Here is a 22,450-nt window from a genome sequence, read left to right on the forward strand (position 1 = left end):
CGGCAGCCTCACCAGGACGCAATAGCCGACCGAGCACCGTGACAGCCTGCCCCAGCCTCACCCGGAAATGGACATCAACTCACGAACCGCCCTCTGAATGTCCTACGGGCCGGGCTGGCCCGTCGCGAAGCCCAACCGGCATAGCGAGAAGCCCCCTCCTTCATGAGGGGGAGGAGTCACTGGGGTGCAACGGGCCGTCCGGGGCGGCGTCCCCACCGTGCGGTGCCCGGCTGCGGGTGCCTGACAGCCGAGTACCGCCGCTGGTGCGCTGGGGTTGGCTCGGTCGGTTTCCCCTACGGCGTGTCCCCGGTCGGTGCGCCGCACGGGTGCGGCGACGGGCACACGCTCGGGCCTGGGCCAGCATCCCGTCCCACCAGTCGTACCCGTCCTGAGCGGCCCCGGAGCCGGGTGCATCGCCATCTGTCTAGGACGGGGCGGATGGCCGCATCGTCTATCAGGTGGTGGACTTGGACGGCTCGACGTCGGGGGGTGCCCGCCTGTAAGCGTGGCCGCAGCCCGGGCTCCGTGTCGCGTGCCTGTCCGCCGGTCCTGGCGGGTGGTCGGGGCGGGGCGATCGAACAGAAGTAAGCCCTGGTCGGATCCAGGGTCAGAGGCCCGCGGCTGCTGTACGAGGCACACAGCGCTGCAAAAGTGCCTACCCCAGGGCCATGGGTTCTTCGTGCAGTACGGCGACGCGGTTGATGCGGCATGGCATCCCGTTCTCCCGACGTGGTGCCGTTCGCAGCCCGGCGTGTTGCCGCACAAAAGGTGTGTTTCATCCGATAGCGTGCAGCTACGCGTTTCGGTCAACGTGCAAATAAGACGAAAACGGAGATGCAATGCGCAAGCTTCGCAAGGCTGCTTTTGTGGTTGCCATGATCGGGAGCCTTAGCATGGCAGGGGCGGGAGTTGCCTCCGCCGACGACTCCAACAAGGGCAAGGAGGGCGACACCACGGTCTGCGTTATCGAGGCCAACGACAACTCCTTTAGCCTCATCACTATCCCGGATCTCACCCTTCCGATCCTCAGCAGCTCGTCGCGAACGCAACAGCTTCAGAACGTCTGCGGCGAGGGCAACACTGGGGTGCAGGTCAACGAGACGACGCAGGACACCGACATCGCGATCGACCTGGGCCTGCTCTGAGCGCTGCGACCGGGGCAGCTCCGGGGTCCGAAGCTTGGGACCCCGGAGCTGCCCTTTCGTCATGACCAGCACCAACTGGCAAGAGAACATCCGGCAGTGAACCGCGCCGGGTTTCGTAGAGACTTCAGCTCTTGGCTGGGTCCCCGGCCGTGGGGTGTGGTTCAGCGTAGTGGTTGGCTGCGTGTTCGCGGGTAGGACGTCTCCCATCCGAGTGTGGAGGCGGCGGTTGTTTTGTTGTACCAGTCGACCCACTCGGCGGTGGCGAACTTGACGTCCGTGAGGGTGCGCCACGGGCCGTCCCGCTCGGTGAGCTCGGTCTTGTACCTGCCGATCATGGATACCATGAGGGCGTTGTCATACACGTCACCGATAGCGCCGATGGAGGCGTCCAGGCCGGCCGCCATTCAGGTGGGCGGCGAAGGTGAAAGCCGTGTATTGCGAACCGCGTCCGAGTGATGGATCAAGCCCGGCTCGATCGGATGGCCCGCGCGGTCACGGCGCCACAGGGCCATTTCCGATGATCAACAGGCGGCCTTTTGTCTCCTGCGGGAATTCCGAACCCCGGCACAGCCCTTGGAGCAGGTGGAACGCATGCCGCTGCCCACGGCACAGCTTGTGGATTTTGGAAAACAGATTCTACACAAGTGCCACCTTTAGTGTACGCATATTGTCTTGCCGACTCTGCAGTTCGAATCCAGGCGGCGACAGAATGAGTATCAAGGGAGGTGAATGTACCGTTCACCTGCCAGTCTGCCCCATGTCGAGAAAAACATCTTTTGAGTCTCAGAGTGCGGCTCGCGCGTGGCTGGTGGCGCAGCCACTGGACAGGCCGGGCCCCGCTGTCGACCGCATCCACAGGTGCCCGCACTGCAGGTACTGGCATTTCACCAGCTCGCACCACTGGACCAGTACCGCCATTCGCATGCGGCGCAACTACGGGCGGCGCCTACCAGCCAGGAGCCGGAAACAAGGACGCCGCGGGGATTGACACCTGCCACCGGTGGGCGGGCTGCTGCTCCCCGCACAGCCACTGCCCACACCCAAGGCTTCGGCGTAGTCGCGGGAACCCCTTGCGTAGGGCATGCAGAGACCGCCTGCGGGAGACGCACAGAGCCAGTCCCACTCCTGACCCCGGGCGGAGTCCGAGTCTTCTCGAAGGCGCCTGCCGGGCTTGGGCGTGCGCCTGGCTGCGCCTGTGCGGTCACGTTGGCCATGCCGGAAGCGAGCTCGTGAAGGAGGTGCCGGGGCGACGCTGCGACCGCTGGTCGAGCCGATGCCCGCGCAGGCCGCGGAGTCGGTTCCCAGCCCTGGTGGCCTGGTGGCGGTCTCGCCTTTGGGCGGCGTCGAGGTGGTGGCGCCATGCACGGTCTGATCGCGGGTGTCCTGACGTGCAAAATAATTCGAACAAATGCTCTAATCGAAGGGTGAAGCGAGATTCCGACCCCGACGCCCTGGTGCAACTGCAGATCGCGTGGGACCAGACGTACGAAGCCTTGGCCCAGCTGCGACCTGACGCCGGCGCAACGGCGCACCGCCGCAGGCTGATCAGGCTCTCGTGCGTGCTCGCCCGCGCCGGTGTGACTGGCGCCGACCTGGCCGCGCTGCGCCGTGAGGCCAAGGCCCACCGCTGGCGGAGGCGACGTGAGAAGTGACGGGCAAGGGCGGCGGCCGGGGAGTCCCGGCGGCGGGACAGCGTGAAGAGGTGACCGGTCCAGGCGTGGCCGCGTCGGTGCCCTACGTCCCGATCGGACTCGTCACTCCCGAGGGTCAACATCTGCAGGTACAGCTTTCGAGCTGCAACAGATCGAACTCGACGGTGGCCGCCAGCTCTGGAAGTTCCACATCGCGGCCCCCATGTGCGGGTGTGAGTAGTTGCGGTCAGAAAATGCCGTTGAAATTGATCACGGTCGGCTAGTGCCTCCCGGCCTTGGCCACGTCGCGTTCCTGCGGCGTGACGCACAGGGTGTCGCCCTCATGACTTTCGCGCCAGACGTAGCCCTGGCTGCACGTGTATGGACCGTAGACGCCACCGCCGGGCTGACGGTGGGGGTTCAGGTCGTGGACGTACTGGCGGTATTCCGGTGTCACACACACCGTGTCGCCTTCGAAACTGTCCCGCCAGACGTAGCCCTGCAGGCACGTGTCCGGCCCGTAGGCGCCACCGTTGGGGTCACGATAGGGATTGTTACCGCCGCTGCCGCCCTCACCGCCGACGAGCGGGTCACTGTTGCCGTCCTCGGAGAGGTGGCCCACGACCGAGGGCTGGTGTGGGGCCGCGGTCGCCGCGGACGCCGGCAGCGCGATGGCTCCGGAGATGAAGACGACCGAGGCGAAGGCCATCGTGTAACGGGAGATCGACATGGGCGCTCCTTGAGAGTTGGCCGGCACAGCATGCCTGGATCACCGGGCGCAACGTGAACTTCGGCAGCAGAAACGGACAGCCCTTAGCGATCTCCGGGGCGTCTTTGTGGAGGCGGCGCGCACAGAGCTGGACGCGCTCGGCAGGTAGCGGCTGAGCCTGGGTTGCCGAGCGGTCAGGACTGCGTCGCTCCGGGGCACCGAGCGGGAGAACATCCGGGAGCCGACCCCCGAAGGACTCGACACGGCGGCCCGCAAGGGTAAGCACGGCGGTCGGTCACCCGTCATCACCGAGGACATGCTGCACACCGTGCTCCGCCGCCGCGCGAAGGGCGAGTCGGCCGAGCAGGTCCAGCCCGACCTGATCATCCCCACCGGCAAGCGCAAGCGGCAGGCCCCCAGCGTCGCGAGCATCTACCGGGCGCTCGCCCAGCACGCGAAGAAGGAGGCGTACCCCGAAGCCGTCGCCCAGGCGCACGCCGACTTCGGCCACCTCCAGGACGCCGACGACATCCCACGCCCCCGCCGAGTCCGTATCGGGCGGCCGGACGACCCACTCACCCCGACGCCTACCGGACCAGGAGCCGTCCGGCGCGCGGACCTCCAGTTCGGCGTGGGCGCCCGCGTCCCGCGCGGCACTGGCCAGCTCCAGCTTCAGCAGGTGGTGGGCCTCGGACTCGCCCTGGCGGGCGATCTCACAGTCCGGGGCGTGCGGAGCATGGGCGAAGAACCGCAGCCCCCGCTCGGAGGTCTTCGCGTGCATCGGGTGCCGGCACTCCGCGCAGACGATCGGCGCGGGCGGCCGAACCTTCCACACCGCCTCCCACGCCTGCCCGCACCCGAGATCGGGCAGGTGAGTGAAGACGGCTCCCCACTCGGCGTGCACGGCGCGGAACGCCATCGGCCCCCCTCTGAACGACCATCAGCTCACATTGCGTTCGGCCTTCGACGGCTTGCCACGGAGTGCGACGGCGCGAGACAAGGCTGCCGGCGGCCAGGGCTGGTCAAAGACGCCCTCGATGGCCGCCATCCCATTCGGGTCGCTGACCAGCTTGAGGTCCGGGTGAAGGGGTGCGACGCATTCACGCAAACCCCCGAACACGACCGTGGTCATGGCGATGTGTGTCATGCCCATCTCATTGCACGCGTTGAACATGTCCTTCAGCCGCGCGGCACCCGGAGGACGTGGACCTGACCGACCCCGGCTTCGTGGAGTGCCGGGGCGCCGGCCCCGAGGAGTGGGAACCGGCGCCGTAGGCCATGGAAGCGAGATCGGGTTTGTGCCGGCGCTACGGCACGGTGTGGTCGGCTGCGTTGCCGCGCCTGCGGGCCGTGAGGGCCGCGCGGCCACGCCGGAACGCCCCGAGTCCTACGGCGAAAACCGCGGCGGCCGCGAGGCCGCCGAGGAACTCGGGAACCGCGGCTTGGATAAGGGCGGTGACAGTCATTCGGCCACCGCCGCAGTGCTGCAGTCCGGGAGGCTGACAGTGGCGCGGCGCTGCTCGCCCAGGCGTCGGAGTTTGCGCATCACCCGTGTACCGATCTCCTTAGGCAGGTACGCGTAGTCGGCAGCCTCCGCCCATGAGCCGCCGGCGAGCGCGTAGGCGCGGGCGACGAGCTGCTCGTCCGCTTTGAGTCGCTGGAACACGGCGCGGGCATCCTTGCGTTCCGGTTCCCAGAGCAGTGCTTCGTCCTCGATCCGGTATGAGACCGCGACGACCTCGTGAAGGTCCCCGCCCGAGGGCAGGAGGAAGTCGAGCATCCACACCCGCCCGGGGCCACTCTTCCGCTCCCACAGTGGCATCAATTGCCGGTGCACGGTGAGCGCCTCCTGCCGGAGACGGTCGAGCGCGTCGACGCCATCGGGAGCCGGAACGCTGACAGTTTCGGTCCACTCCCCGAGCAGCGCCATCGACGCCGCCTCCAGCCACGCCGCATCGAGCTTGCTGACCCCGAGGTGGCGCTGTGCGAAGCGGGCGACTTCCGGCTGCCAGTCCTCCAGCCCCGAGCTGCGCAGGATCGCCTCCCGCGCACTGAGCGCCTCGGCCACCACCAGGCGTGCCTGCGCGCGGACCTGGGGGTCCGGGTGTTCCTTAGCCACCTGTCGGAGGAGTATGAAGAGCTTGACCAAGAGCGCGCTCGCCCCCACAACCAGGATGGTACGGCCGAGCTTTTCCGCGACGACGCGAGCGCGGCGCCGTTCTCGCGGCTCGCTGCAGGACGGTTCAGGGCTCATCGAGCGGCGCAGCATGTGGGCTACTCCTTGGTTCGGTTCGAGCTTCCATTCCTCGGGCCCGGCGTGATGGCTATGTGTCAAAGAATTTCAGAAAGCTTCCTGTGACGTGCATCACTCCAGATAGTGCTCGGATACCCGATACGAGATGGGCGGCTGACGCTACGGGGCGGCGGGGTCTGGGGCGATCCGCCTTCCGCCGGCGGCACGGAGGCGACACCTTCTGGTGCGGGCTGCTGCTCGGCGGCTGCGGGGGCCAGCTGACGACGAAGCTGTAAGCGGTGCAGCAGCTGCCCCACCGGCCCGCCATCCAGGGGCGACCCTGGTCCACGTCATCGGATGCCAGCCCGGCGGAACACCTCTCGACCTCGACCAGACCCTCGACGCTCTCAAACAGCCGCGCGCCGTCACCTGCCGCGAATGCAACGCCGCATCATCCCTTCCCTGACGCCCGATCCGACAGACGCCACCGGCGGATAGGGAGTGCGGGCCTCGGCATCCCAACGGATGCCGAGGCCCGGAGGCGGTCCGGCTGTACCCAGAGCGCGGGAAACCGGTCCTGGCCCACGTACCCATACCGGCGCGGACTGATCATGAACCTAGCCGGGCCGGCACCACGCTGTACTCCGGAAGGGAAAAGGCGGGACCCCGCGGCTATCGGGGGCCGGCCTCGGGGGACGGTGCGGGCAGGGGGCAGGTGAGGGGGAGGCGGCGGCCCGGGTCGCCGCCCGCGCCGACCAGCTCCAGGCGCTGCGCGAGCGGGGCACCCTGGAGCTGTGACGGGCCAGTGATCTTCAGGGAGCTGGGGTGTTCTGGTCTGGTGTCCCGTCTTTTTGGCTGGGATTCGGAGCAGCTGGGAGCGGTCGCGTCTGGTGTATTCGTGCGGCCTGTTGGGCTGTTCGGTTCGTTGTTCGAGTGATTGGCCTGGGGTCTTGTAGTTGTGTGGGAATGATTTTGGCTTTCCCGCGGGTGTGGTGGTACGTCTATAGGCGGCCGCACGTATTCGCTGGGCTGGGTGGGGACTTGTGCTGGTCAGCGGCGTGTGTGGGTGAGTAAGGCGCGGAGCGGGTCGTGGTTGGCGAGGGCGAGGCGGGCCAAGCCGAGGCGCCGGGTGCTGAAGGCGATGGCGTCGTCGGTGTCGTGGTGTCGGCGGCTCGGCAGGGTGGCGAGGGTGCGGGCGAGGTCAACGGTTTCGGGGTAGGTGATCAGGTCGCGTGCCAGGAGTGCGGGGGAGGCGCTGCCCGTGGTGGTGAGGTGGGGGTTGGTCGCGTAGAGCTGGTTGAGGCGGGTGTGCCAGCGGTGGGTGAGGTGTTGCTGGTGGTCGTACCAGCGTGTGGTGATGGCGCGCGCGGTGGTCCAGGCGGTGGCGGCGCGGGGGTGTCGCAGCCGACAAACTCGCTCTGTCCGTCGTCTGCCTGCGCATCGGCAGCTTCGAGCAACTGCCCGCCGAATCCCGGCACCTGGCGACCTGGCTGAGCCCCCGCGACGCCGTCGGCTACATTCGGGCCGCCCTGACCGCGCCGCTCCCCGCCCGCTTCGTCACCGCGTACGCCGTCTCCGCCAACACCCGCCGCTTCTGGGAACTCCCCGACCCCGCGGAACTGATCTACACCCCGACCGACAATGCCGAACTTCACGCCACTGACATCCCCGCAGCAGACCTCCCGATCGACCCGGCCGCGCCCCAGGCCGGCCCCTACGCCCTGCCCGAGTTCACCCTCAAGCACCTGCGGCCTTGACGCTCACAGCCATGCCGACGTACATGCTGGCAGCACGTTCGACTCAGGAATGACGAGCAAGGCTCTGGTGCCTACTGCCCCAGGCTTCGGCATCAGCGGAAGCTACCGGGCCAGCGGTCCAACTTCGGTGGCAAACGGTCCAACTTCAGTGTCAGAGGACACCCAGTCCTGGTTGGCCAGCCAGCGCGGCTACGTATCAGCTTGCGGCAGAGTCGGGCTGGACCCAGAGCTTGGGACAGCGGCCTGCTGAAGTTCCCGTGATCCTGGACACTTGATGTTTACGCCGCGAGGGTGTGCTGATGCCGCTGCCTGGTCTCGGCCGGGGTGAGGTAGCCGAAGATCTTGTGCTTGCGCAGACGGCGGCGGTTGTAGAAGGTCTCGATGAAGTCGAAGACCTCCGCGCGGGCGGTCGCCCGGTCGGGCCAGAGGCGGGTGGCGATCTCTTCCTTGAGGAGGGCCCAGAAGCTCTCCGCGGCGGCGTTGTCGAAGCAGGACCCGGTACGTCCACAGCTCTGCCGCAGGTCCAACTTCACTATTGCACTGCGGAGTTCGGCTGAGGTGTACTCGCTTCCGCGGTCGCTGTGTATGACGCATCCGGCGCGGAGTTCGGCCCGGCCGTGGGCCATCTTCAGGGCGTCCACGACGAGGGAGGCACGGTGGTGGTCGGCCATGGCGTAGCCGACGACCTCGCGGGTGGCCAGGTCCAACCAGCAGGCGAGGTAGAGCCAGCCCTCGGCGGTGGGCAGGTAGGTGATGTCGCCGACCAACTTGGTGCCGGGGATCTCGGCGTGGAAGTCACGGCCAATCAGGTCCGGGGCCGGGCAGGCCTTCTTGTACGCCCGGGTCAGTGAACGCCGCTTGCGGCGGGTGACGCCTTGGATGCCGGCCTCCCTCATGATCCGGGCGACACGCTTGTGGTTCACAGGCCGGCCCAGACGCCGCAGCTCGGCGTGGATCCGCGGGACACCGTAGGTCTCGCGGGAGGCGATATGCAGCACGGTGATCTCGTGGGCGAGCGCGTCGTCGGCTGCCCGGCGGGCCTGACGGGCGGCTTCGCCGTCGCACCAGGCGTAGTAGGAGGAGCGGGCGACCTTCATCGCCCGGCACAGCAGGGTGACCGGATAGCATGCCTTCTCCGCATGGATGAACCGGTACAACTCGCTCACCGGTCGCTCTCCTTCAAGAAGAAGGCCGTCGCTTTTTTCAGGATCTCGATGGTCTGCTGCTGCTCACGGTTCTGCCTCCGCAGGTGCTTCAGTTCCTCGCGTTCGGCACTGGTCAGCTCGCCCGGGGCGCCCTCACCACGGTCGGCCTGATCGCGCCGGACCCAGTTGCGCAGACTCTCCAGGCTGACCCCGAGCTCCCGGGCGACCTCGGTCACCGTCCTGCCCGAAGACCGGACGAGCGCGACCGCGTCCCGCCTGTACTCCGCCGAGTACCGCTTCGTGTACTTACTTCCCACCTGGCACTACTTCCTCTGGAACCTCAGGTCCCAGTCTCCAGGTGTCCACGATCAAGGGGAAGCTTCACTCAGATTCAGGGCTGCCCACCGGACACGGCGATGTACGGCAGCCCAGCCCAATCTGTGTCTTGGTGGCCGAGGCCAACTCGATCTTGGCCTGTTCGGCCGCCTCACGCAGCGGCGTCGGGCCACCGGGGACGGCCGCGACCCGCATCACCGTCGCCGGCCGCCAGCACGCGAAGCGGACCGTACCGGACATCGCCGCCTCGATTGGAAAGGGCTTCCAGAGCTTCTGCAGGGAGATCGACGGCGACAGCAAGCCCGACCACAGCTACCAGCCTGTGGGCTCTGCTCAACTCCCGCCTGATGCTCCGCCACAATCGTGCGACGCCCGTCAGGCGAGGGCGGCCGAGCGCAGCTTGCGGGCCCGGAGCACCAGCTCCAGGGCGAAGCGCTGATCGTGGTCGTCCAGTGCGTCGCCCCACAGCTCCTTCAGCTGGCGCATCCGGTATCGGACCGTCTGAGGGTGGACGCCGATCCGTGCCGCCACCTCCGCCGCGCCGCCCCGGGTCTGGAGCCAGGCCAGCAGCGTGTCCGCGAGCCGTTCCGCGTGGCCCGGACGGCAGGCGGCCAGCGGTGCGAGGCAGCCGGTGGCCAGGTCGTCGATCAGTTCGGCGGGGGGCAGCAGGATCAGCGCCGTGGTGTGCTCGGTGCAGTCCAGCAGACCACGGGAGGGCAGGGTCCCGGCCGTGATGAGCCCGACCGCCGTTTGCGCCCAGTGCAGCGACCGTGCCGCATGGGCCAGCGGTACGGTCGGCCCCAGCGCGCCGGTCCAGCCCGGGAGGGCCTGGCGCAGCGCGTCGGCCCGGCCGGCCGGGGCGGGGGAAGGGACGACCAGCCGGGGCTGCTCGCTCTCCCAGTCGAGCAGGATGCCGGTGCCGAACTCCGGTGGCAGGAGCGCCTTCTCGTTGCGTTTGAGGACGGCGACGGCGACCGTGTCAGGGAGCCGCCAGCCGATGTTGGCGGCGTACTGGGCCGTCGCCTGGGGGTCGGCGGGCTGGTCCGCCAGCAGCAGCTCGACCAGACGGCGCTGACGGCGGAGCCGTTCGCCGGCGGCCAGGGACTCGTTGCCGAGATGGTCCCGGGCCGCGTCGATCACCAGTGCTTCGATGTAGTCGAAGCCGGCCTCGGCCAGCTCGTACATCGCGGCGGGCGGGATCCCCACGCCGTCCGCGATCTCGGTGAGCCGGCGCCAGGACACCCGGGCCCCGAAGCGGTAGACCGCCCGCATGAAGTCGAGCGCCCGCCCGGGCAGGGTCTCGCGCCGGTCGAGGGAGGCGGCGGCCTCGCGGAAACGTACGCCGCCGTCTCCCGAGATCTGCGGGCCGCCGGCTGCCCGGACGCTCTCGACGAAGGGGCCGAGGGCCTGCCTGATCCGGGTGAGGACCCCCGAGACGCCGTCGTCGTCGTAGATCTCCACGATCTGCGGGAACTGGGCGTGGATCTGCTGCATCACCTCGACCGAGAGCGTGGGGATCTCGGCGGAGGCGAGGCGGATGAACCGCTCGGTGTCGGCGGCGCTGACGGCGTTCCATGCAGAGGCCTGCCGCGGTGCGGTGGCCGGAGCAGGATCGGTTCGTACGCTCATGCGGGCAGCCTCCCTGGGGGTGCGCCGGGATCAGCCGGTGAAGGACACCAGCGGCACGTCGGGTTGGGCGGGAGGGGCGGTCGCGAGGGCGACCAGACCGAGCGCGGCGGCGACGGCGAGGACCGCCCCCGCGGCGGCCGTGAGGGCGACGGCGAGAACGGGGTGTCGGGTACGCATGGCTGCGGATCGTCCCTTCGTGGGCCCCGAGCGAACGGGGCGGAGCAGCAGGCGACACCATTCGCACCGGCCCGGTCCCGTGCCCGCACAGTTTTGCCCTGGCGTTGACAATCCGTCAAGGGGGGACCTACGGTTCCGCGCTCAGGGGATGTATCACGGGACCTGCCGCACTCTCGGCAGCCGTTGGGGACCTTTCGTCGCACCACCGCCTTCACCGCCGCACGGTCTGTGCCGACCCCAATCCCTTACGGAGCGTAATCATGTCCGTGTCCACAGGTCAGATCCTTGACCAGCCCGCCGGTGAATTCCCCGAACCCGCCCCGGCGCCCCGCCACCTGTCCCGCGCCGGTCTGGTGCTGACCGCCTTCGCGGCTTTCCTCCTGGTGCTGGCGCCGCTTCTGCACTGGTACGCGCTGCCGAACCTGCGCAAGACGCCGATCGACACCAACACCACCACCGTGTTCACCGGCAGTGGCACTGTCTTCGACACCAAGGCCGTCGCCGTGAGCCCGGTCCAGGACCTCACGCTCACGCGGCGGGTGGTGGGCAACGTCGCGCAGAGCAGCGAGACCCGCGCGGTGATGGATATTTCCACCCAGATCGACACCGCTGCCACGCTCGAGCTCCGTGACCCGCGGAAGTCCGTCCAGTGGACGGTGGAACGCTGGGTGACCGACCGCCGCACCAACCTGCCGCTGCACTCGCACGGCGAGACCCCGGCCTTCTCCGGCGAGGCGTACCTGAAGTTCCCGTTCGGCCTGGCCAAGCGCCCGTACGCCTACTGGGACTCAACGCTGGGCGACACCGTCACCCTCGACTACCAGGGCACCGCGACCGTGAACGGCCGGACCGGCTACCGCTACGGCGCCGTGCTCGGCGCGACCAAGGTCGGGACCCAGCAGGTCCCCGGCAAGCTGCTCGGACTGGCTGACCGCAGCCAGGTCGTCGCCGACCGGTACTACGCGAACGCCGGGTTCAGCGTGGTCGTGGACCCGGTCACCGGCACCGTGATGGACGCCCGTACGCAGCCGCTGGTGACCCTGCGGACCTCTGAGGACGGCCCTGACCTGCTGGTCTTGCTGCGAGCCGATCTCACCATGACGGCGGGGACCCAGGATGGACAGGTGCGGACCGCGCAGGCCGCCGCCCGCAAGCTCGAGCTGGTGGGCACCACCGCACCCATCGCCTCCGGCGCCGCGGGCCTCGTCTGCCTGCTGGCGGCGGGCGTGCTGCTGCGCCGCCGCGCCTCGCGGTGACAGCCATCACTCGCCCCGGTGACAGAGGAACCCTGCATTCCGCGCAAACTCGACCGGAATTTAGCAATTCGGTGAGTAGTACCGGGCGGTAGCAAGAGCCCAGACTGGCGGCGCGCGCCACCAGCGCGCCGCCAGCCGCATCCCCCGGTCCCTCCCGTGCGACTGCCCCACCGGTCACCCCCGGTCCCCTGAGTCCTGCCCTTACCGCCCTCACTGCCCTCACTGCCTTGAGCACCGCCCCTCTCAGGAGCTCCCATGGCACATCAGACGTCCCCACACCGCCCCTCTGCCCTGACGGCCGTCAGGCCGCCGCCGGAGGTCCCCCACCGGATCACCGTCCTGGCTTGGCGCGACCTGGCCAACCCCGCCGCCGGCGGATCGGAACTGCTCGTCGACCGGCTGGCCTCCGGACTGGCCGACCGCGGGCACGAGGTCACCCTGCTCTGCGCAGGCCCCGAACCGTCCGTGGACCGCGCCTACCGCGTGGTCTCCTCCGGCGGCACCTACGACCACTTCTTGCGCACCCCGCGCGCGTTCGGTCGCAGCGTCGGCGAGACCGACCTGCTGGTCGAAGTCTGCAACGGCGTCCCCTACCTGGCGCCGCTGTGGCACAGGGGACCGGTGATGTGCCTGGTCAACCACGTGCACACCGACCTCTGGGACCAGCGCCTGCCGGGCCCGGTCGCCCGGGTCGGCAGGATGCTGGAGCACCGTGCACTGACCCGTACCCACTCCCGCAGCCTGATGGTCGCGGTGTCCCCTTCCACGGCCGAGGCGATGGCGCACATGGGTGTACCGCCCGACCGCATCCACCTCGTTCCCAACGGGGTCGAGGCGCCCGCGCCGCTGCTCCCCGAATCCGGCGAACCGCTGTTCACCGCCGTCGGCAGGCTGGTGGAGTACAAGCGCATCGACCTGCTGCTGCGCTTGTGGGAGCGGGTCCGCCCGATCACCGGCGGCAAGCTGGTCATCGTCGGCGACGGCCCGGAGCGGGCCCGCTTGGAGGCGCAGGCCGGGCCCGACGTGGTCTTCGCCGGGCGGGTCGACGAAGCCGAGAAGCACCGGCTGCTCTGCCGGAGCTGGCTGCTGCTACACCCCTCCTCGCTGGAGGGCTGGGGTCTGGTGGTCACCGAGGCCGCCGTCCGTGGCACGCCCGCGGTGGGATTCGAGATCCCGGGCCTGCGGGACTCCGTCGTCCACGGCCGCACGGGCCTGCTCGCCCAAGGGGAGAGCGGGTTCGCCGCGGCCTGGTGCGCGCTGGCGCTGTCCGCCGAACGCCGCGTCGCGATGGGGGCGGCGGCCCGCCGCCACGCGGAGCAGTTCTCCTGGGAGCACAGCGTCGACCGCTTCCAGGCCGCCGCCGCCGAGGCGGTGGCCCTGCACCGCTCCAGGCGGCGGGCCGGGTTCCGACACACCACGGCCGAGCCCCCGGCCCCGACCCTGGCGGAGCGCTCGTGAAAGACCCCTCCCTGCGCCGCTCCCTCGCGCTGTTCCGCGCCTTTCGCAGCGAGCAGAGCGACCCGGAGAGGTTCTACGCACTGCTGGCCGAGGATGCCGCCGACCAGGTCGAGCGGTACACACCCCTGGCCGGGGCGGTGGTGGCCGACGTCGGCGGCGCTGCCGGCCACTTCACCGAGGCGTTCCGGGCCCGCGGCGCGCACGCCTTCCTCTTCGAACCGGACCTCGCCGAGCTCCACTCGCGCGGCGGACGCACCCCCGACCACGCGGTCGTCGCAGACGGGTACTGGCTGCCGCTCACCGACGGCACAGCCGACGTCTGCTTCTCCTCCAACGTGCTGGAACACGTGCCCGACCCGGAGACCTTCATCAGCGAAATGGTGCGGGTCACCCGCCCCGGCGGCCTGGTGTACGTCTCCTACACGAACTGGCTCTCCCCCTGGGGCGGCCACGAGACCTCGCCCTGGCACCTGCTCGGCGCCGATCGGGCCCGGCGCCGCTACCAGCGGCGCACCGGGCGCAGCGCCAAGCACACCCTCGGCGAGAACCTCTACCGGGTGCACATCGGCCCGGTGCTGCGTCACGTGCGCGGCCGCGGCGATGTCGAGGTCCTCTCCGCACGATCGCGTTACTGGCCGTTCCTGGCCGAGACCCTCGTCCGTATTCCAGGTCTGCGCGAGATCGCGTCCTGGAATCTTCTCCTGGTGATGCGGAGAACCTCCGAATGAGCGCCCCCACGCTGCAGCTCCCCGACGCGCCGCCCTCGAGGCCGCGCCCCGAGCCGCGTGCCGGCCGCCGCTGGCTCGCCTCCTTCTGGCTGCTGGTCCTGTCCGCCTTCCTGGCCGCTGCGCCCGGGCGGATCGCCTTCGACACCAAACTGGCCGTCGCGCTCGACCCGGTGGGCTTCCTCGGCACACTCGGAACGCTCTGGCAGAGCGAGGGCAACTTCGGCGCCCTGTCCAACCAGTACGTCGGCTACGCCTTCCCGATGCTGCCGTACTACCTGATCTCCGACCTGCTCCAGCTGCCGGTCTGGCTGGCGGAGCGGCTGTGGCTGTCGCTCGTGGTGACCGCCGCCTTCTGGGGCGCGCTGCGGCTCGCCGAACGCCTCGGGTACGGCACCCGGGCGAGCCGGCTGCTCGCCGCGGCCTGCTACGCACTGTGGCCGGTGTTCACCATCGTGGTCGGATCCACCTCCGCCGCCGCGCTCCCCGGCGCGGTCCTGCCCTGGGTCCTGCTGCCGCTCACCCGCTTCGTCTCGGCGCGCGCCGCCGCACTCCGCTCGGCACTGGTGATCCCGCTGATGGGCGGCGTCAACGCGACCTCGGTCGCGGCCTCACTACTCCCGGTCGGGCTCTACCTGCTCAGCCGGCCCGGCGGCAGCCGCAAATGGCGCCTGATCGCCTGGTGGGTGCCGGGCGTGCTCCTCGCCACGGCTTGGTGGGCCGTGCCGCTGCTCCTCCTCAACTCCTACGGCGCCGACTTCCTGCGCTACATCGAGCAGGCGTCCACCACCACCGCCACCATGTCCGCCACCGAGCTGCTCCGCGGGGCCGGGAACTGGGTGGCCTACCTGCACTTCGGCTCGGCCTGGCTGCCCGCCGGCTGGGACGTGGCGGCGAACGTCCTGGTGATCGCCTGCTCCGCGCTCGCCGCAGCCCTCGGCCTGGCCGGGCTCGCCCGCCGTGACCTGCCCGAGCGGCGCTGGCTGCTGCTCGTCGTCGGCACCGTGGCGCTGATCACCCTCGCCGGGTACGGCGGCTCCCTCGGGGCGCCCTTCCACGGCTCGGTGCAGCAGCTGCTCGACGGCGCGCTGGCGCCGCTGCGCAACATCTACAAGTTCCAGACCGGCCTCGCACTGGCGCTGGCCCTGGGCCTGGCGCACCTGTGCGGGCGGCCACTGCGCCGCACGGCCGCACGGCCCCGGCTGGTCCCGGCACTGGTCGCACTCGCGGTACTGCCCGGCCTCGCGCTGCCCTACCTGAACGGAAACATCCTCCAGCCGGGCTCCTTCAAAGCGCTGCCCTCCCAGTGGAAGCAGACCGCGGCCTACCTGTCCGCCGAAGCCCCCGACAGCCGGGCCCTGGTGGTTCCCGCCGACGCGCACGGCCTCTACACCTGGGGCTCGACCATCGACGAGCCACTCGACGTGCTGGCGGACTCCCCCTGGGCCCAGTACAACTTCGTGCCCTTCGGCCAGGCCGGCGAGCGCCGCTACCTGGAGGCGATCCAGGAGGCGCTGGCGACCGGCACCAAGGTACCGGGGCTCGGCGCCTTCCTCGAGCGGTCCGGCGTGCACCACCTGGTGGTCCGCAACGACCTCGACCCCGCGCAGGCCGGCTACATCCCGCCCCAGACGGTACGCGCCACCCTGCTGGCCTCGGGCTACGAGCGGGTGACCGGCTTCGGCTCCCCGACGACCTCCGGGCAGCTCACGCCCGACACCCCGGTCCAGGTCCAGGGCCTGAGCCGCCAGTACGCCGCAGTGGAGATCTTCGCCCCCACCGGTGGTGAAGCCGCACCAGGCCGGGTCACCACCCGCCCGGTCGCCGACACCACGGTGGTCAGCGGCGGCCCCGAGTCGCTGCTCCCGCTCTCCGCCAGCGGTACGGTGACGGACCGGCCCGTGATCCTCTCCGGCGACCCCCTGCCGGAGGGCGCCGGCACAGCGCTGCGGGCCACCGCCGACGGGCAGCGCCGGAGCGACACGCTCTTCGGCCTGGTCGACGGCAACAACTCGTACACCTACACGGCCACCGAGACCAACCCGAAGGACGCCGGCCAGGACCCGGGCGGCGCACCGCGGCAGATCCTGCCCTCGGGCCGGGCCGGCTCCGCCGCAGAGCAGACCACCTCGGTGATCGAGGGCGCCAAGTCAATCACCGCCTCCTCGTACGGTTCCTGGCTGTTCGCCCTGCCGCAGTACGACCCGGTCGGGGCCTTCGACGGGAACACCGGCACGGCGTGGACCGAGGGCAGCAGCGCGGACCCGATGGGCCAGTGGCTGCGGATCGACCTCAACGAGTCGGTGGACCTGCCCGCCACCCTCAAGGTCACCCCGCTCGCCGGGGGGGCGCTGCGGCCCACCATCACCAAGGTGCGGATCACCACGGACCGGGGCTCGCAGGTGAGCGTGCTGCAGCCGCAGGCCGTGGCGCAGAACGTCAACGCCCCGGCGGGGCCCGCCGCCTGGGTGAAGATCACCATCGAGGGCGCCGTCGCCTCCTCCACCGGCGTGGGCGGGGCCGGATTCTCGGAGATATCGATCCCCGGGGTCAAGGCCACCCGTGTGCTGTCGCTCCCGGCCGCCACGGCCGACTCCTACTCGCTGCACCGCACCCTCGACCTCGGCGGCTCCCAGTCGGGCACCGTCGAGACAGGGCTCAACCGTCAACTCACCACTGATGCAGGCGACTTCAAGGTGACTGGCAGCGCCGTCGCCCTGCCCGGTCCCGCCCTGGACGCCCTGTTGGACCAGGTCGCCCCCGGCCGGACCACCGGAAAGATCGGCATCGAGGCCGACTCCACCAGCTCAGGCAGCCCCCGCAACCTGCTCGACGGGGACTTCACCACCGCCTGGATCGCGGGCGGCAAGTCCTCCGTCCGGCTCGCCTGGCAGGGCAGCCGCGGCATCGACCACCTGGTGCTCGGTGCCGCCGGCGGACTCTCCTCCCGGCCGACCCAGGTGCAGCTCAGCACCCCGACCGACGCCGTCAGCGCGGCGGTGGACGCCAACGGCCTGGTCCGGTTCGCCCCGCTGACGACCGACCAGCTGAGGATCACGGTAACCGCGACCGCCCCCGTCGTCGTCCACAACCCGCTCGCCGGCCAGAATCTCCAGCTGCCGGCGGGCCTGAGCGAGGTGCACATCCCGGCTCTGGCCGATCTGGTGGCCCGTCAAGATCCCCAGGAGACCCAGGACGCACAGGACGCGAAGGACACCGCCTTCACCCTGCCGTGCGGCAAGGGCCCGGTTCTCACCGTGGACGGAACCGCCCACCAGACCTCCGTGTCCGGCACGGTCACGGCCCTGCAGAAGCGCTATCCCATCACCGTGACCCTGTGCCCGGCCACCGGTTCCACCCTGACCCTCGGCCAGGGCAAGCACCGGGTGTCCGCCTCCGACGACGGGGCACTGGCCGTCACCGACCTCACCCTCTCTGCCCGCGACGCCAGCCCGGCTGCCGATCCCGGCTCGCGCCGGACGGTGGAGGTCGTGTCCTGGTCCGGCGACGAGCGCAGGGTGAAGATCGGTGGGGGCGAGGCCTCCTACCTGCAGGTGCACGAGAACGCCAACCCCGGCTGGCGCGCAACCCTGAACGGCAAGCCGCTGCAGTCCGTCCGCCTCGACGGCTGGCAGCAGGGCTACGTGGTCCCGGCGGGCACGGGCGGAACCGTACTCCTCTCCTACACCCCCGCCACCACGTACGACCTCGGCCTCGTCCTCGGCGGCCTCGCCCTCCTGGTGCTCGCCGGGCTGGTCGTGGTTCCGGCGCTGCGGCGCCGGGGCGGCCGGCCGCACGACCAGCCCGGCCCGCAGGACTGGGACGCGTCCGACGCGCCCCGGTGGCTGCTGGGCGTGGTCTTCCCGCTGCTGGTCCTCGGCGTCGTCGGCGGTCCGCTCGCATTGCCGGCGGTGCCGCTGGTCCTGGTCGCGTTCCGGTGGCCGAGCCTGCTGCCGTACGTCGCCGGGGCAGCGATGATCGGCGCCGGCCTGCTGGCGGTCCTCACGCCCCCGAGCGGGGCGTTCAGCCCGGCCGCCGAGGCGCTCGCGCTGCTGGCACTCGCCGCCACGCTGGTCACGGCGGACCGCCGGGCCACGGGATCCCGGCACCGGGCCGAGGCCCCGTGACCCGCCCGACCCTGGCAGCCCCTGCCGCCCGGACCCCGTCCGGGCGGCAGGGGCGCGTTCCCTTCCCGGCAATGGACGAGTACTCACGCCACCTGCTCCAGGAGCACCTGGACGCGGACACCGTCCACCTGGAGGCCCACCTCCCCGGCACCGTCGACGTCGAGCGGCTCCGGGCCGCTTTCACCCAGACCCTGGCCGCCCACCCGACGCTGCAGGTACGGCAGGCCGACTCCCACTGGTGGCACCGCCGTTACCGCTGGGAGCCGGCGCCGATCGGCCCCACCGCCGTGGCGGCCACCGCAGACCTCGGCCCCACCCGCCACCGTGCCCTCACCGAAGCTCCCCCGCTGGCGGACGGCCCCCCACTCCGGCTGGAGACCGCACCCGCACCCGGCGGTGGCACCGCCCTGCTGCTGACGGCAGCGCACACCCTCGCGGACGCCGGCACCTGCCTGAGACTGCTCTGCGACGTCGCCGACCACTATTCCGGCGCCCCGGCCGGGCAGCGCTCCGGCGGTCGGGCCCGGCAGCGCTCCGGCGGTGCGGCCGATGTCCCGGCCACGGTCGCCGCCCGGGGCGGCCGCCCGGCCCGCATCGCGCCCGCCGCAAGTCCTACTCCCGGCACCGGTGTCCACCTCAGCGTGCTCCCACTCGCCCGGTCCGCCGCCAAGCCGCCCCAGCCGACCGTCAACGACCTGCTCTTGGCGGCGGTCCAGCTGACCCTGGCCGAATGGAACCACCAGCACGGCCACCCCACCGGCCCGATCCACCTGTCGATGCCCATCGACGACCGCCCGCACGGCCCACTCGCCCCCGGCGCCCCCATGGGCAACCACAACCACCTGGCCACCATCCACGCCGACGCACCCGCCCCCGACGCCGGTGCCGGCACACTGCTGGGGCGCATCAGCGCTCAGACCCGCGCAGCCAAGGCCGCCCCCGTCACCGGTGGCGGCCCCGTCGCCGGCCTGGTCAGCACCCCCTGGCTGCCTGTCGGCGCCAAGGCCCCGCTGACCAGGGCACTGCGTCGCATCGCCGCCCCCTGGACGTCCACCGCCCTGGTCAGCAACCTCGGCAGGGTGACCCACCCGCTCGACTTCGGCCCCGCGGGCCCGGCCGACGCCCTGTGGTTCTCGGCACCCGTCCGGATGCCCCGCGGCCTGTCCGTCAGCGCCCTCACCCTCGGCGGCCGCCTGCACCTCGCCGTCCGCCACTGCCACCAGCTGCTCGCCGAACCCGCCGCCGCCGAGCTCGCCGGGCGCTGCGCCGAGATCCTGGACGCACTGGTGAAGGACGGAGGACGCCGTTGATCCTCGGAGTCGCGGTCGCCCTGCTCGCCAACGCCCTTTACAGCGCGGGCTTCGTCCTCGAGAAGCGCGCACTGGCCGCCCTCCCCGCGCTGGACCCCCGCCGCCCGCTGCACCTGCTCCGGACGCTGGCCTCCAGCCCCGGCTGGCTGCTGGGCTTCACCGTGCTGGGCCTGGGCTTCGCCGCCCAGCTGAAGGTCTACCAACTGCTGCCGATCGCCGCCGCCCAGGGGGTGTTCCTCTCCGGAACGGTGCTCCTGATCGCCCTCTCCGCAGCCGCACTGGGCGAACGCCCAGGCCGCCGTGAACTCCTCGCCAGCGGCGTCATCCTGCTCGCCTTGCTCGCTGTCATCGGCTCACTCGGCGACGGCGATGCCGACGGCAACCGGGTGGGAGCGGCGGCACCCGTCCTGCCCCTGCTCGCCGTCTGCCTCCCCTGCCTCGCCTTCGGACTCCTGCTGTTCCTCGCCTCACTGCGCCGAGCCGGCCGCCGGCACCGCCGCCGCAGCTCCGGCGTGCCGTACGGGGTCGCCCTCGGGCTGCTGTACGGGGTGAGCTCACTCGCCATCAAGGGCACCTCGGCCGCACTCGCCGACCAATCGCTGACGACAGCCCTGCCCGAGCTCCTGCGCGGACCTCACCCCTGGCTGCTCGTCGCCACCGGAGTAGCCGGTCTCGCCCTGTCCCAGACCGCGCTCCAACGCTGCCGCGCCTCCGTGATCGTCCCGGTCACCACCACGGTGTCCAGCATCTTCACCGTTGTCGCGGGCACCGTGGTCTTCGGCGAAGACCTCCCCACCGAACCGCTGCGGCTGGCGCTCCGCCTCGGCGGCACCGCGCTCGCCATCGTGGTCCTGCTCACCCTGCCGCGTCACGACCAACAGCCACCCGCACCGACCCGCCTAGGAGAACCCCACCATGCCGCAACCCACTGAGCCCGGCCCTCAGCTCCTCTCCCTCCTCGCCTGCCCCGTGGACAAGGGCCCGCTCATCCACGTCCCCGAAGAGGACCTCCTCTACAACCCGCGCCTCAGGCGTGGCTACCCGATCCGCGACAACCTCCCCTACCTGCGCCCGCTCGACGCCCTCACCCTCGACGACACCCGGCACCAGGAGCTGCTCTTGAGAATCGGGGGGCGCGTGTCGCCCGCCTCGTGAGGGGCAATCAACGTCGCCGTCGAGCTTCGCGAACGGGCCTACACCCCGCGCAGGTCGGGAAGTTCCTCACTTGGCGGGGGATGCGGGAGTTGTTTCGATCCGTGGCCCAGCCGCTCGGCGCGGACGGCGAGCGGGGTGGTCGCCAGGCTGGCGGGTGCTCGGAAGGCGCCAGCCGATCCGGTGATGCGAGCGCGGATCATTGTGTTGAGCTGGGGCGGTCTGCGGGTGGCAGTGATCGCGGCGGAGCTCGGCTGTCACGCCAAGACGGTGCGGTGGGGGCTCCGCCGCTTCAACGTGCTGGGGCTCGAGGGGCTGGAGGACCGGCCAGTCAGTGGCCGTCCCCGGCGGATCACTGAGGCGGAACGATCGAGGATCGTAGCAATGGCCGACAGACGCCTCCAGGCCGCCTGACCAGGGGTGAGGACGGTGACCTGGTCGCAGACGATGCGGCGGGCCCGCTTGGAATGGACACTCGACGCCCCTGCGGAGACTGCCCGCCGTCACGGCATTGAGGTGGGCAGGTCCGGTCCGCCGAATTCTGCTGACCGAAGGTGTCCGCTGGCGCCGCACCCGTTCCCGGGTGAGATCGAAGGACCGTGACTTCGAGGGAAGAGGACGCGGATCATCGGCCTCTACACCGACCCGCCCGACGGCGCCACCGTGGTCTGTGCCCGACGGCCTGCCGGGCCGCCCTTGCTGCCGCGGTGCGGCGCCAGTAGTAGAAGCTCGCCCGGGCCTCGCCGGCGAAGTCGGATCCCTCGCCACCGTCTACAAAAAGCACCTTCGTGATGGACCCGCCTTCGAACAGGGCAAACACCAACTCCGCGAAGAACTCGGCGACGCCCTCTGGTACATCGCCGCCCTCGCCCACCGATTCGGCCTAGACCTCGACGACATCGCCTCAGCCAGCCTCGAAAAAACCAAGGACCGCTGGCGCACCACCCCCGACGCCGAACACACCCGTCTCGACGACGACTTCCTCGCCCACGAACGCCTGCCCCGCCAAACCACCCTGACCTTCACCCCCACCCCCGCCCCCGACGGCCGCACGGTCATCGTCCTCACCCGAGAAGACGGAACACCCGCCGGCGACCCCCTCACCAGCGCCTCCCACATCGAAGACGACTACCGCTTCCACGACGCATTCCACCTCGCCCACGCCGCCGTCCTCGGCTGGTCACCCGTCACCCGCTTCCTCCTCAGCCGCAAACGCAAAAGCCACCCCGCCACCGACGAAGCAGAAGACGGCGGCCGGGCCATCGCCATCGAAGAAGGCATCTCTGCACTTGTCTTCTCCTACGCAGCCCGCCACCGCTACTTCGCCGACATCAAGCACATCGACCACGAGCTCCTCACCACGATCGGTCACATGACCGCACACCTCGAAGTCGGTGCCTGCCGCTCAGCCGACTGGGAACAGGCGATCCTCACCGGCTACGCCACATGGCGCCAACTACGCGCGGCCAACGGCGGAACCGTCCAACTCGATCTCGACCGCCGCACTCTCACCGTCGAGGCCCTCTGACAGACGAGAACCGGCAACCAGGCTCCTTCAACCGATCCGGCGAACGGCGGCGGTGGTGGCGGCCACAGCCGACGAGCACCTGCGCCAGCTCGCGGCCGCCGAGGGCAAAGGCCGGCTCGCGCTACGTCTGGT

The 22,450-nt window shown here is 70.6% G+C and carries 20 protein-coding genes; 11 read left to right on the plus strand and 9 right to left on the minus strand.

Going from position 1 to position 22,450, the window contains the following annotated elements; genetic code table 11:
- Nucleotides 1–839 precede the first annotated feature (839 nt).
- Nucleotides 840–1,145, plus strand: a complete 306-nt coding sequence (locus tag ACWDX7_RS25900; protein WP_451492791.1) for a hypothetical protein — start codon at nt 840–842, stop codon at nt 1,143–1,145.
- A gap of 161 nt (nt 1,146–1,306) precedes the next feature.
- Here the strand turns inward: ACWDX7_RS25900 and ACWDX7_RS25905 are convergent, their stop codons facing one another.
- Nucleotides 1,307–1,549: an integrase core domain-containing protein gene (locus ACWDX7_RS25905; protein WP_451492792.1), complete on the minus strand. Its 243-nt coding sequence runs from the start codon at nt 1,547–1,549 to the stop codon at nt 1,307–1,309.
- A 1,020-nt stretch (nt 1,550–2,569) separates the two neighbouring features.
- Here ACWDX7_RS25905 and ACWDX7_RS25910 point away from each other — a divergent pair.
- Entirely contained in the window at nt 2,570–2,797 is a 228-nt protein-coding gene (locus ACWDX7_RS25910) for a hypothetical protein (RefSeq protein ID WP_451492793.1), read from the plus strand.
- Between the two features lie 259 nt (nt 2,798–3,056).
- Here ACWDX7_RS25910 and ACWDX7_RS25915 read toward each other — a convergent pair whose 3' ends face one another.
- From ACWDX7_RS25915 to ACWDX7_RS25950, 8 genes are all read right to left on the minus strand, one after another.
- On the minus strand, nt 3,057–3,506 hold the full coding sequence (locus ACWDX7_RS25915; RefSeq protein WP_451492794.1) for a hypothetical protein: 450 nt from the start codon (nt 3,504–3,506) through the stop codon (nt 3,057–3,059).
- A 274-nt stretch (nt 3,507–3,780) separates the two neighbouring features.
- The gene (locus tag ACWDX7_RS25920) at nt 3,781–4,404 is read right to left on the minus strand and encodes a hypothetical protein (RefSeq protein WP_451492795.1); all 624 of its coding nucleotides are present in this window, start codon (nt 4,402–4,404) and stop codon (nt 3,781–3,783) included.
- Between the two features lie 21 nt (nt 4,405–4,425).
- Nucleotides 4,426–4,632 carry a hypothetical protein gene (locus tag ACWDX7_RS25925; RefSeq protein ID WP_451492827.1) on the minus strand — a complete coding sequence of 69 codons (207 nt, stop codon included), beginning with the start codon at nt 4,630–4,632 and terminating at the stop codon, nt 4,426–4,428.
- 315 nt (nt 4,633–4,947) lie between these two features.
- Entirely contained in the window at nt 4,948–5,754 is an 807-nt protein-coding gene (locus ACWDX7_RS25930; protein ID WP_451492796.1) for a hypothetical protein, read from the minus strand.
- Between the two features lie 1,999 nt (nt 5,755–7,753).
- Complete coding sequence (locus ACWDX7_RS25935) at nt 7,754–8,641, minus strand: IS3 family transposase (protein ID WP_451492797.1); 888 nt, start codon at nt 8,639–8,641, stop codon at nt 7,754–7,756.
- Nucleotides 8,638–8,937, minus strand: coding sequence for a transposase (locus ACWDX7_RS25940; protein WP_451492798.1), 300 nt, complete (start codon nt 8,935–8,937; stop codon nt 8,638–8,640). The genes ACWDX7_RS25935 and ACWDX7_RS25940 overlap by 4 nt, the downstream gene beginning before the upstream one ends.
- Before the next feature lie 394 nt (nt 8,938–9,331).
- A complete protein-coding gene (locus tag ACWDX7_RS25945) occupies nt 9,332–10,585 on the minus strand; it encodes a PucR family transcriptional regulator (protein ID WP_451492799.1) in 1,254 nt (417 codons plus the stop codon).
- 30 nt (nt 10,586–10,615) lie between these two features.
- On the minus strand, nt 10,616–10,762 hold the full coding sequence (locus ACWDX7_RS25950; protein ID WP_361767590.1) for a hypothetical protein: 147 nt from the start codon (nt 10,760–10,762) through the stop codon (nt 10,616–10,618).
- Between the two features lie 260 nt (nt 10,763–11,022).
- Between ACWDX7_RS25950 and ACWDX7_RS25955 the strand changes: the two genes are divergently transcribed.
- The 9 genes from ACWDX7_RS25955 to ACWDX7_RS25995 all read left to right on the plus strand — a co-directional run bounded on the left by ACWDX7_RS25955 (nt 11,023) and on the right by ACWDX7_RS25995 (nt 22,318).
- Complete coding sequence (locus ACWDX7_RS25955) at nt 11,023–12,018, plus strand: DUF3068 domain-containing protein (protein ID WP_451492800.1); 996 nt, start codon at nt 11,023–11,025, stop codon at nt 12,016–12,018.
- Nucleotides 12,019–12,273: 255 nt separating this feature from the next.
- Nucleotides 12,274–13,476, plus strand: coding sequence for a glycosyltransferase family 4 protein (locus ACWDX7_RS25960; protein ID WP_451492801.1), 1,203 nt, complete (start codon nt 12,274–12,276; stop codon nt 13,474–13,476).
- Nucleotides 13,473–14,204: a class I SAM-dependent methyltransferase gene (locus tag ACWDX7_RS25965; protein ID WP_361767581.1), complete on the plus strand. Its 732-nt coding sequence runs from the start codon at nt 13,473–13,475 to the stop codon at nt 14,202–14,204. Before ACWDX7_RS25960 ends, ACWDX7_RS25965 begins: the two co-directional genes overlap by 4 nt.
- The gene (locus tag ACWDX7_RS25970) at nt 14,201–18,328 is read left to right on the plus strand and encodes an alpha-(1->3)-arabinofuranosyltransferase domain-containing protein (RefSeq protein WP_451492802.1); all 4,128 of its coding nucleotides are present in this window, start codon (nt 14,201–14,203) and stop codon (nt 18,326–18,328) included. The genes ACWDX7_RS25965 and ACWDX7_RS25970 overlap by 4 nt, the downstream gene beginning before the upstream one ends.
- Before the next feature lie 71 nt (nt 18,329–18,399).
- Entirely contained in the window at nt 18,400–19,638 is a 1,239-nt protein-coding gene (locus ACWDX7_RS25975; RefSeq protein ID WP_451492803.1) for a condensation protein, read from the plus strand.
- Entirely contained in the window at nt 19,635–20,570 is a 936-nt protein-coding gene (locus tag ACWDX7_RS25980) for a hypothetical protein (protein WP_451492804.1), read from the plus strand. Before ACWDX7_RS25975 ends, ACWDX7_RS25980 begins: the two co-directional genes overlap by 4 nt.
- Nucleotides 20,554–20,793 (plus strand): Trm112 family protein, encoded by a 240-nt coding sequence (locus tag ACWDX7_RS25985; RefSeq protein ID WP_451492805.1) that lies wholly within the window; start codon nt 20,554–20,556, stop codon nt 20,791–20,793. The genes ACWDX7_RS25980 and ACWDX7_RS25985 overlap by 17 nt, the downstream gene beginning before the upstream one ends.
- Nucleotides 20,794–20,976: 183 nt before the next feature.
- On the plus strand, nt 20,977–21,204 hold the full coding sequence (locus ACWDX7_RS25990; RefSeq protein WP_451492825.1) for a helix-turn-helix domain-containing protein: 228 nt from the start codon (nt 20,977–20,979) through the stop codon (nt 21,202–21,204).
- A 256-nt stretch (nt 21,205–21,460) separates the two neighbouring features.
- Complete coding sequence (locus ACWDX7_RS25995; protein WP_451492806.1) at nt 21,461–22,318, plus strand: MazG nucleotide pyrophosphohydrolase domain-containing protein; 858 nt, start codon at nt 21,461–21,463, stop codon at nt 22,316–22,318.
- The last annotated feature ends 132 nt before the right edge of the window (nt 22,319–22,450 follow it).

It is taken from the genome of Streptomyces sp. NPDC003034, from assembly GCF_053591375.1.

Coding starts and splice junctions, on each gene's coding strand:
- ACWDX7_RS25900 (WP_451492791.1), top strand. CDS start 840: ATGCGCAAGCTTCGCAAGGCTGCTTTTGTGGTTGCCATGATCGGGAGC.
- ACWDX7_RS25905 (WP_451492792.1), bottom strand. CDS start 1,549: ATGGCGGCCGGCCTGGACGCCTCCATCGGCGCTATCGGTGACGTGTAT.
- ACWDX7_RS25915 (WP_451492794.1), bottom strand. CDS start 3,506: ATGTCGATCTCCCGTTACACGATGGCCTTCGCCTCGGTCGTCTTCATC.
- ACWDX7_RS25920 (WP_451492795.1), bottom strand. CDS start 4,404: ATGGCGTTCCGCGCCGTGCACGCCGAGTGGGGAGCCGTCTTCACTCAC.
- ACWDX7_RS25925 (WP_451492827.1), bottom strand. CDS start 4,632: ATGACACACATCGCCATGACCACGGTCGTGTTCGGGGGTTTGCGTGAA.
- ACWDX7_RS25930 (WP_451492796.1), bottom strand. CDS start 5,754: ATGCTGCGCCGCTCGATGAGCCCTGAACCGTCCTGCAGCGAGCCGCGA.
- ACWDX7_RS25945 (WP_451492799.1), bottom strand. CDS start 10,585: ATGAGCGTACGAACCGATCCTGCTCCGGCCACCGCACCGCGGCAGGCC.
- ACWDX7_RS25950 (WP_361767590.1), bottom strand. CDS start 10,762: ATGCGTACCCGACACCCCGTTCTCGCCGTCGCCCTCACGGCCGCCGCG.
- ACWDX7_RS25955 (WP_451492800.1), top strand. CDS start 11,023: ATGTCCGTGTCCACAGGTCAGATCCTTGACCAGCCCGCCGGTGAATTC.
- ACWDX7_RS25960 (WP_451492801.1), top strand. CDS start 12,274: ATGGCACATCAGACGTCCCCACACCGCCCCTCTGCCCTGACGGCCGTC.
- ACWDX7_RS25970 (WP_451492802.1), top strand. CDS start 14,201: ATGAGCGCCCCCACGCTGCAGCTCCCCGACGCGCCGCCCTCGAGGCCG.
- ACWDX7_RS25975 (WP_451492803.1), top strand. CDS start 18,400: ATGGACGAGTACTCACGCCACCTGCTCCAGGAGCACCTGGACGCGGAC.
- ACWDX7_RS25985 (WP_451492805.1), top strand. CDS start 20,554: ATGCCGCAACCCACTGAGCCCGGCCCTCAGCTCCTCTCCCTCCTCGCC.
- ACWDX7_RS25990 (WP_451492825.1), top strand. CDS start 20,977: ATGCGAGCGCGGATCATTGTGTTGAGCTGGGGCGGTCTGCGGGTGGCA.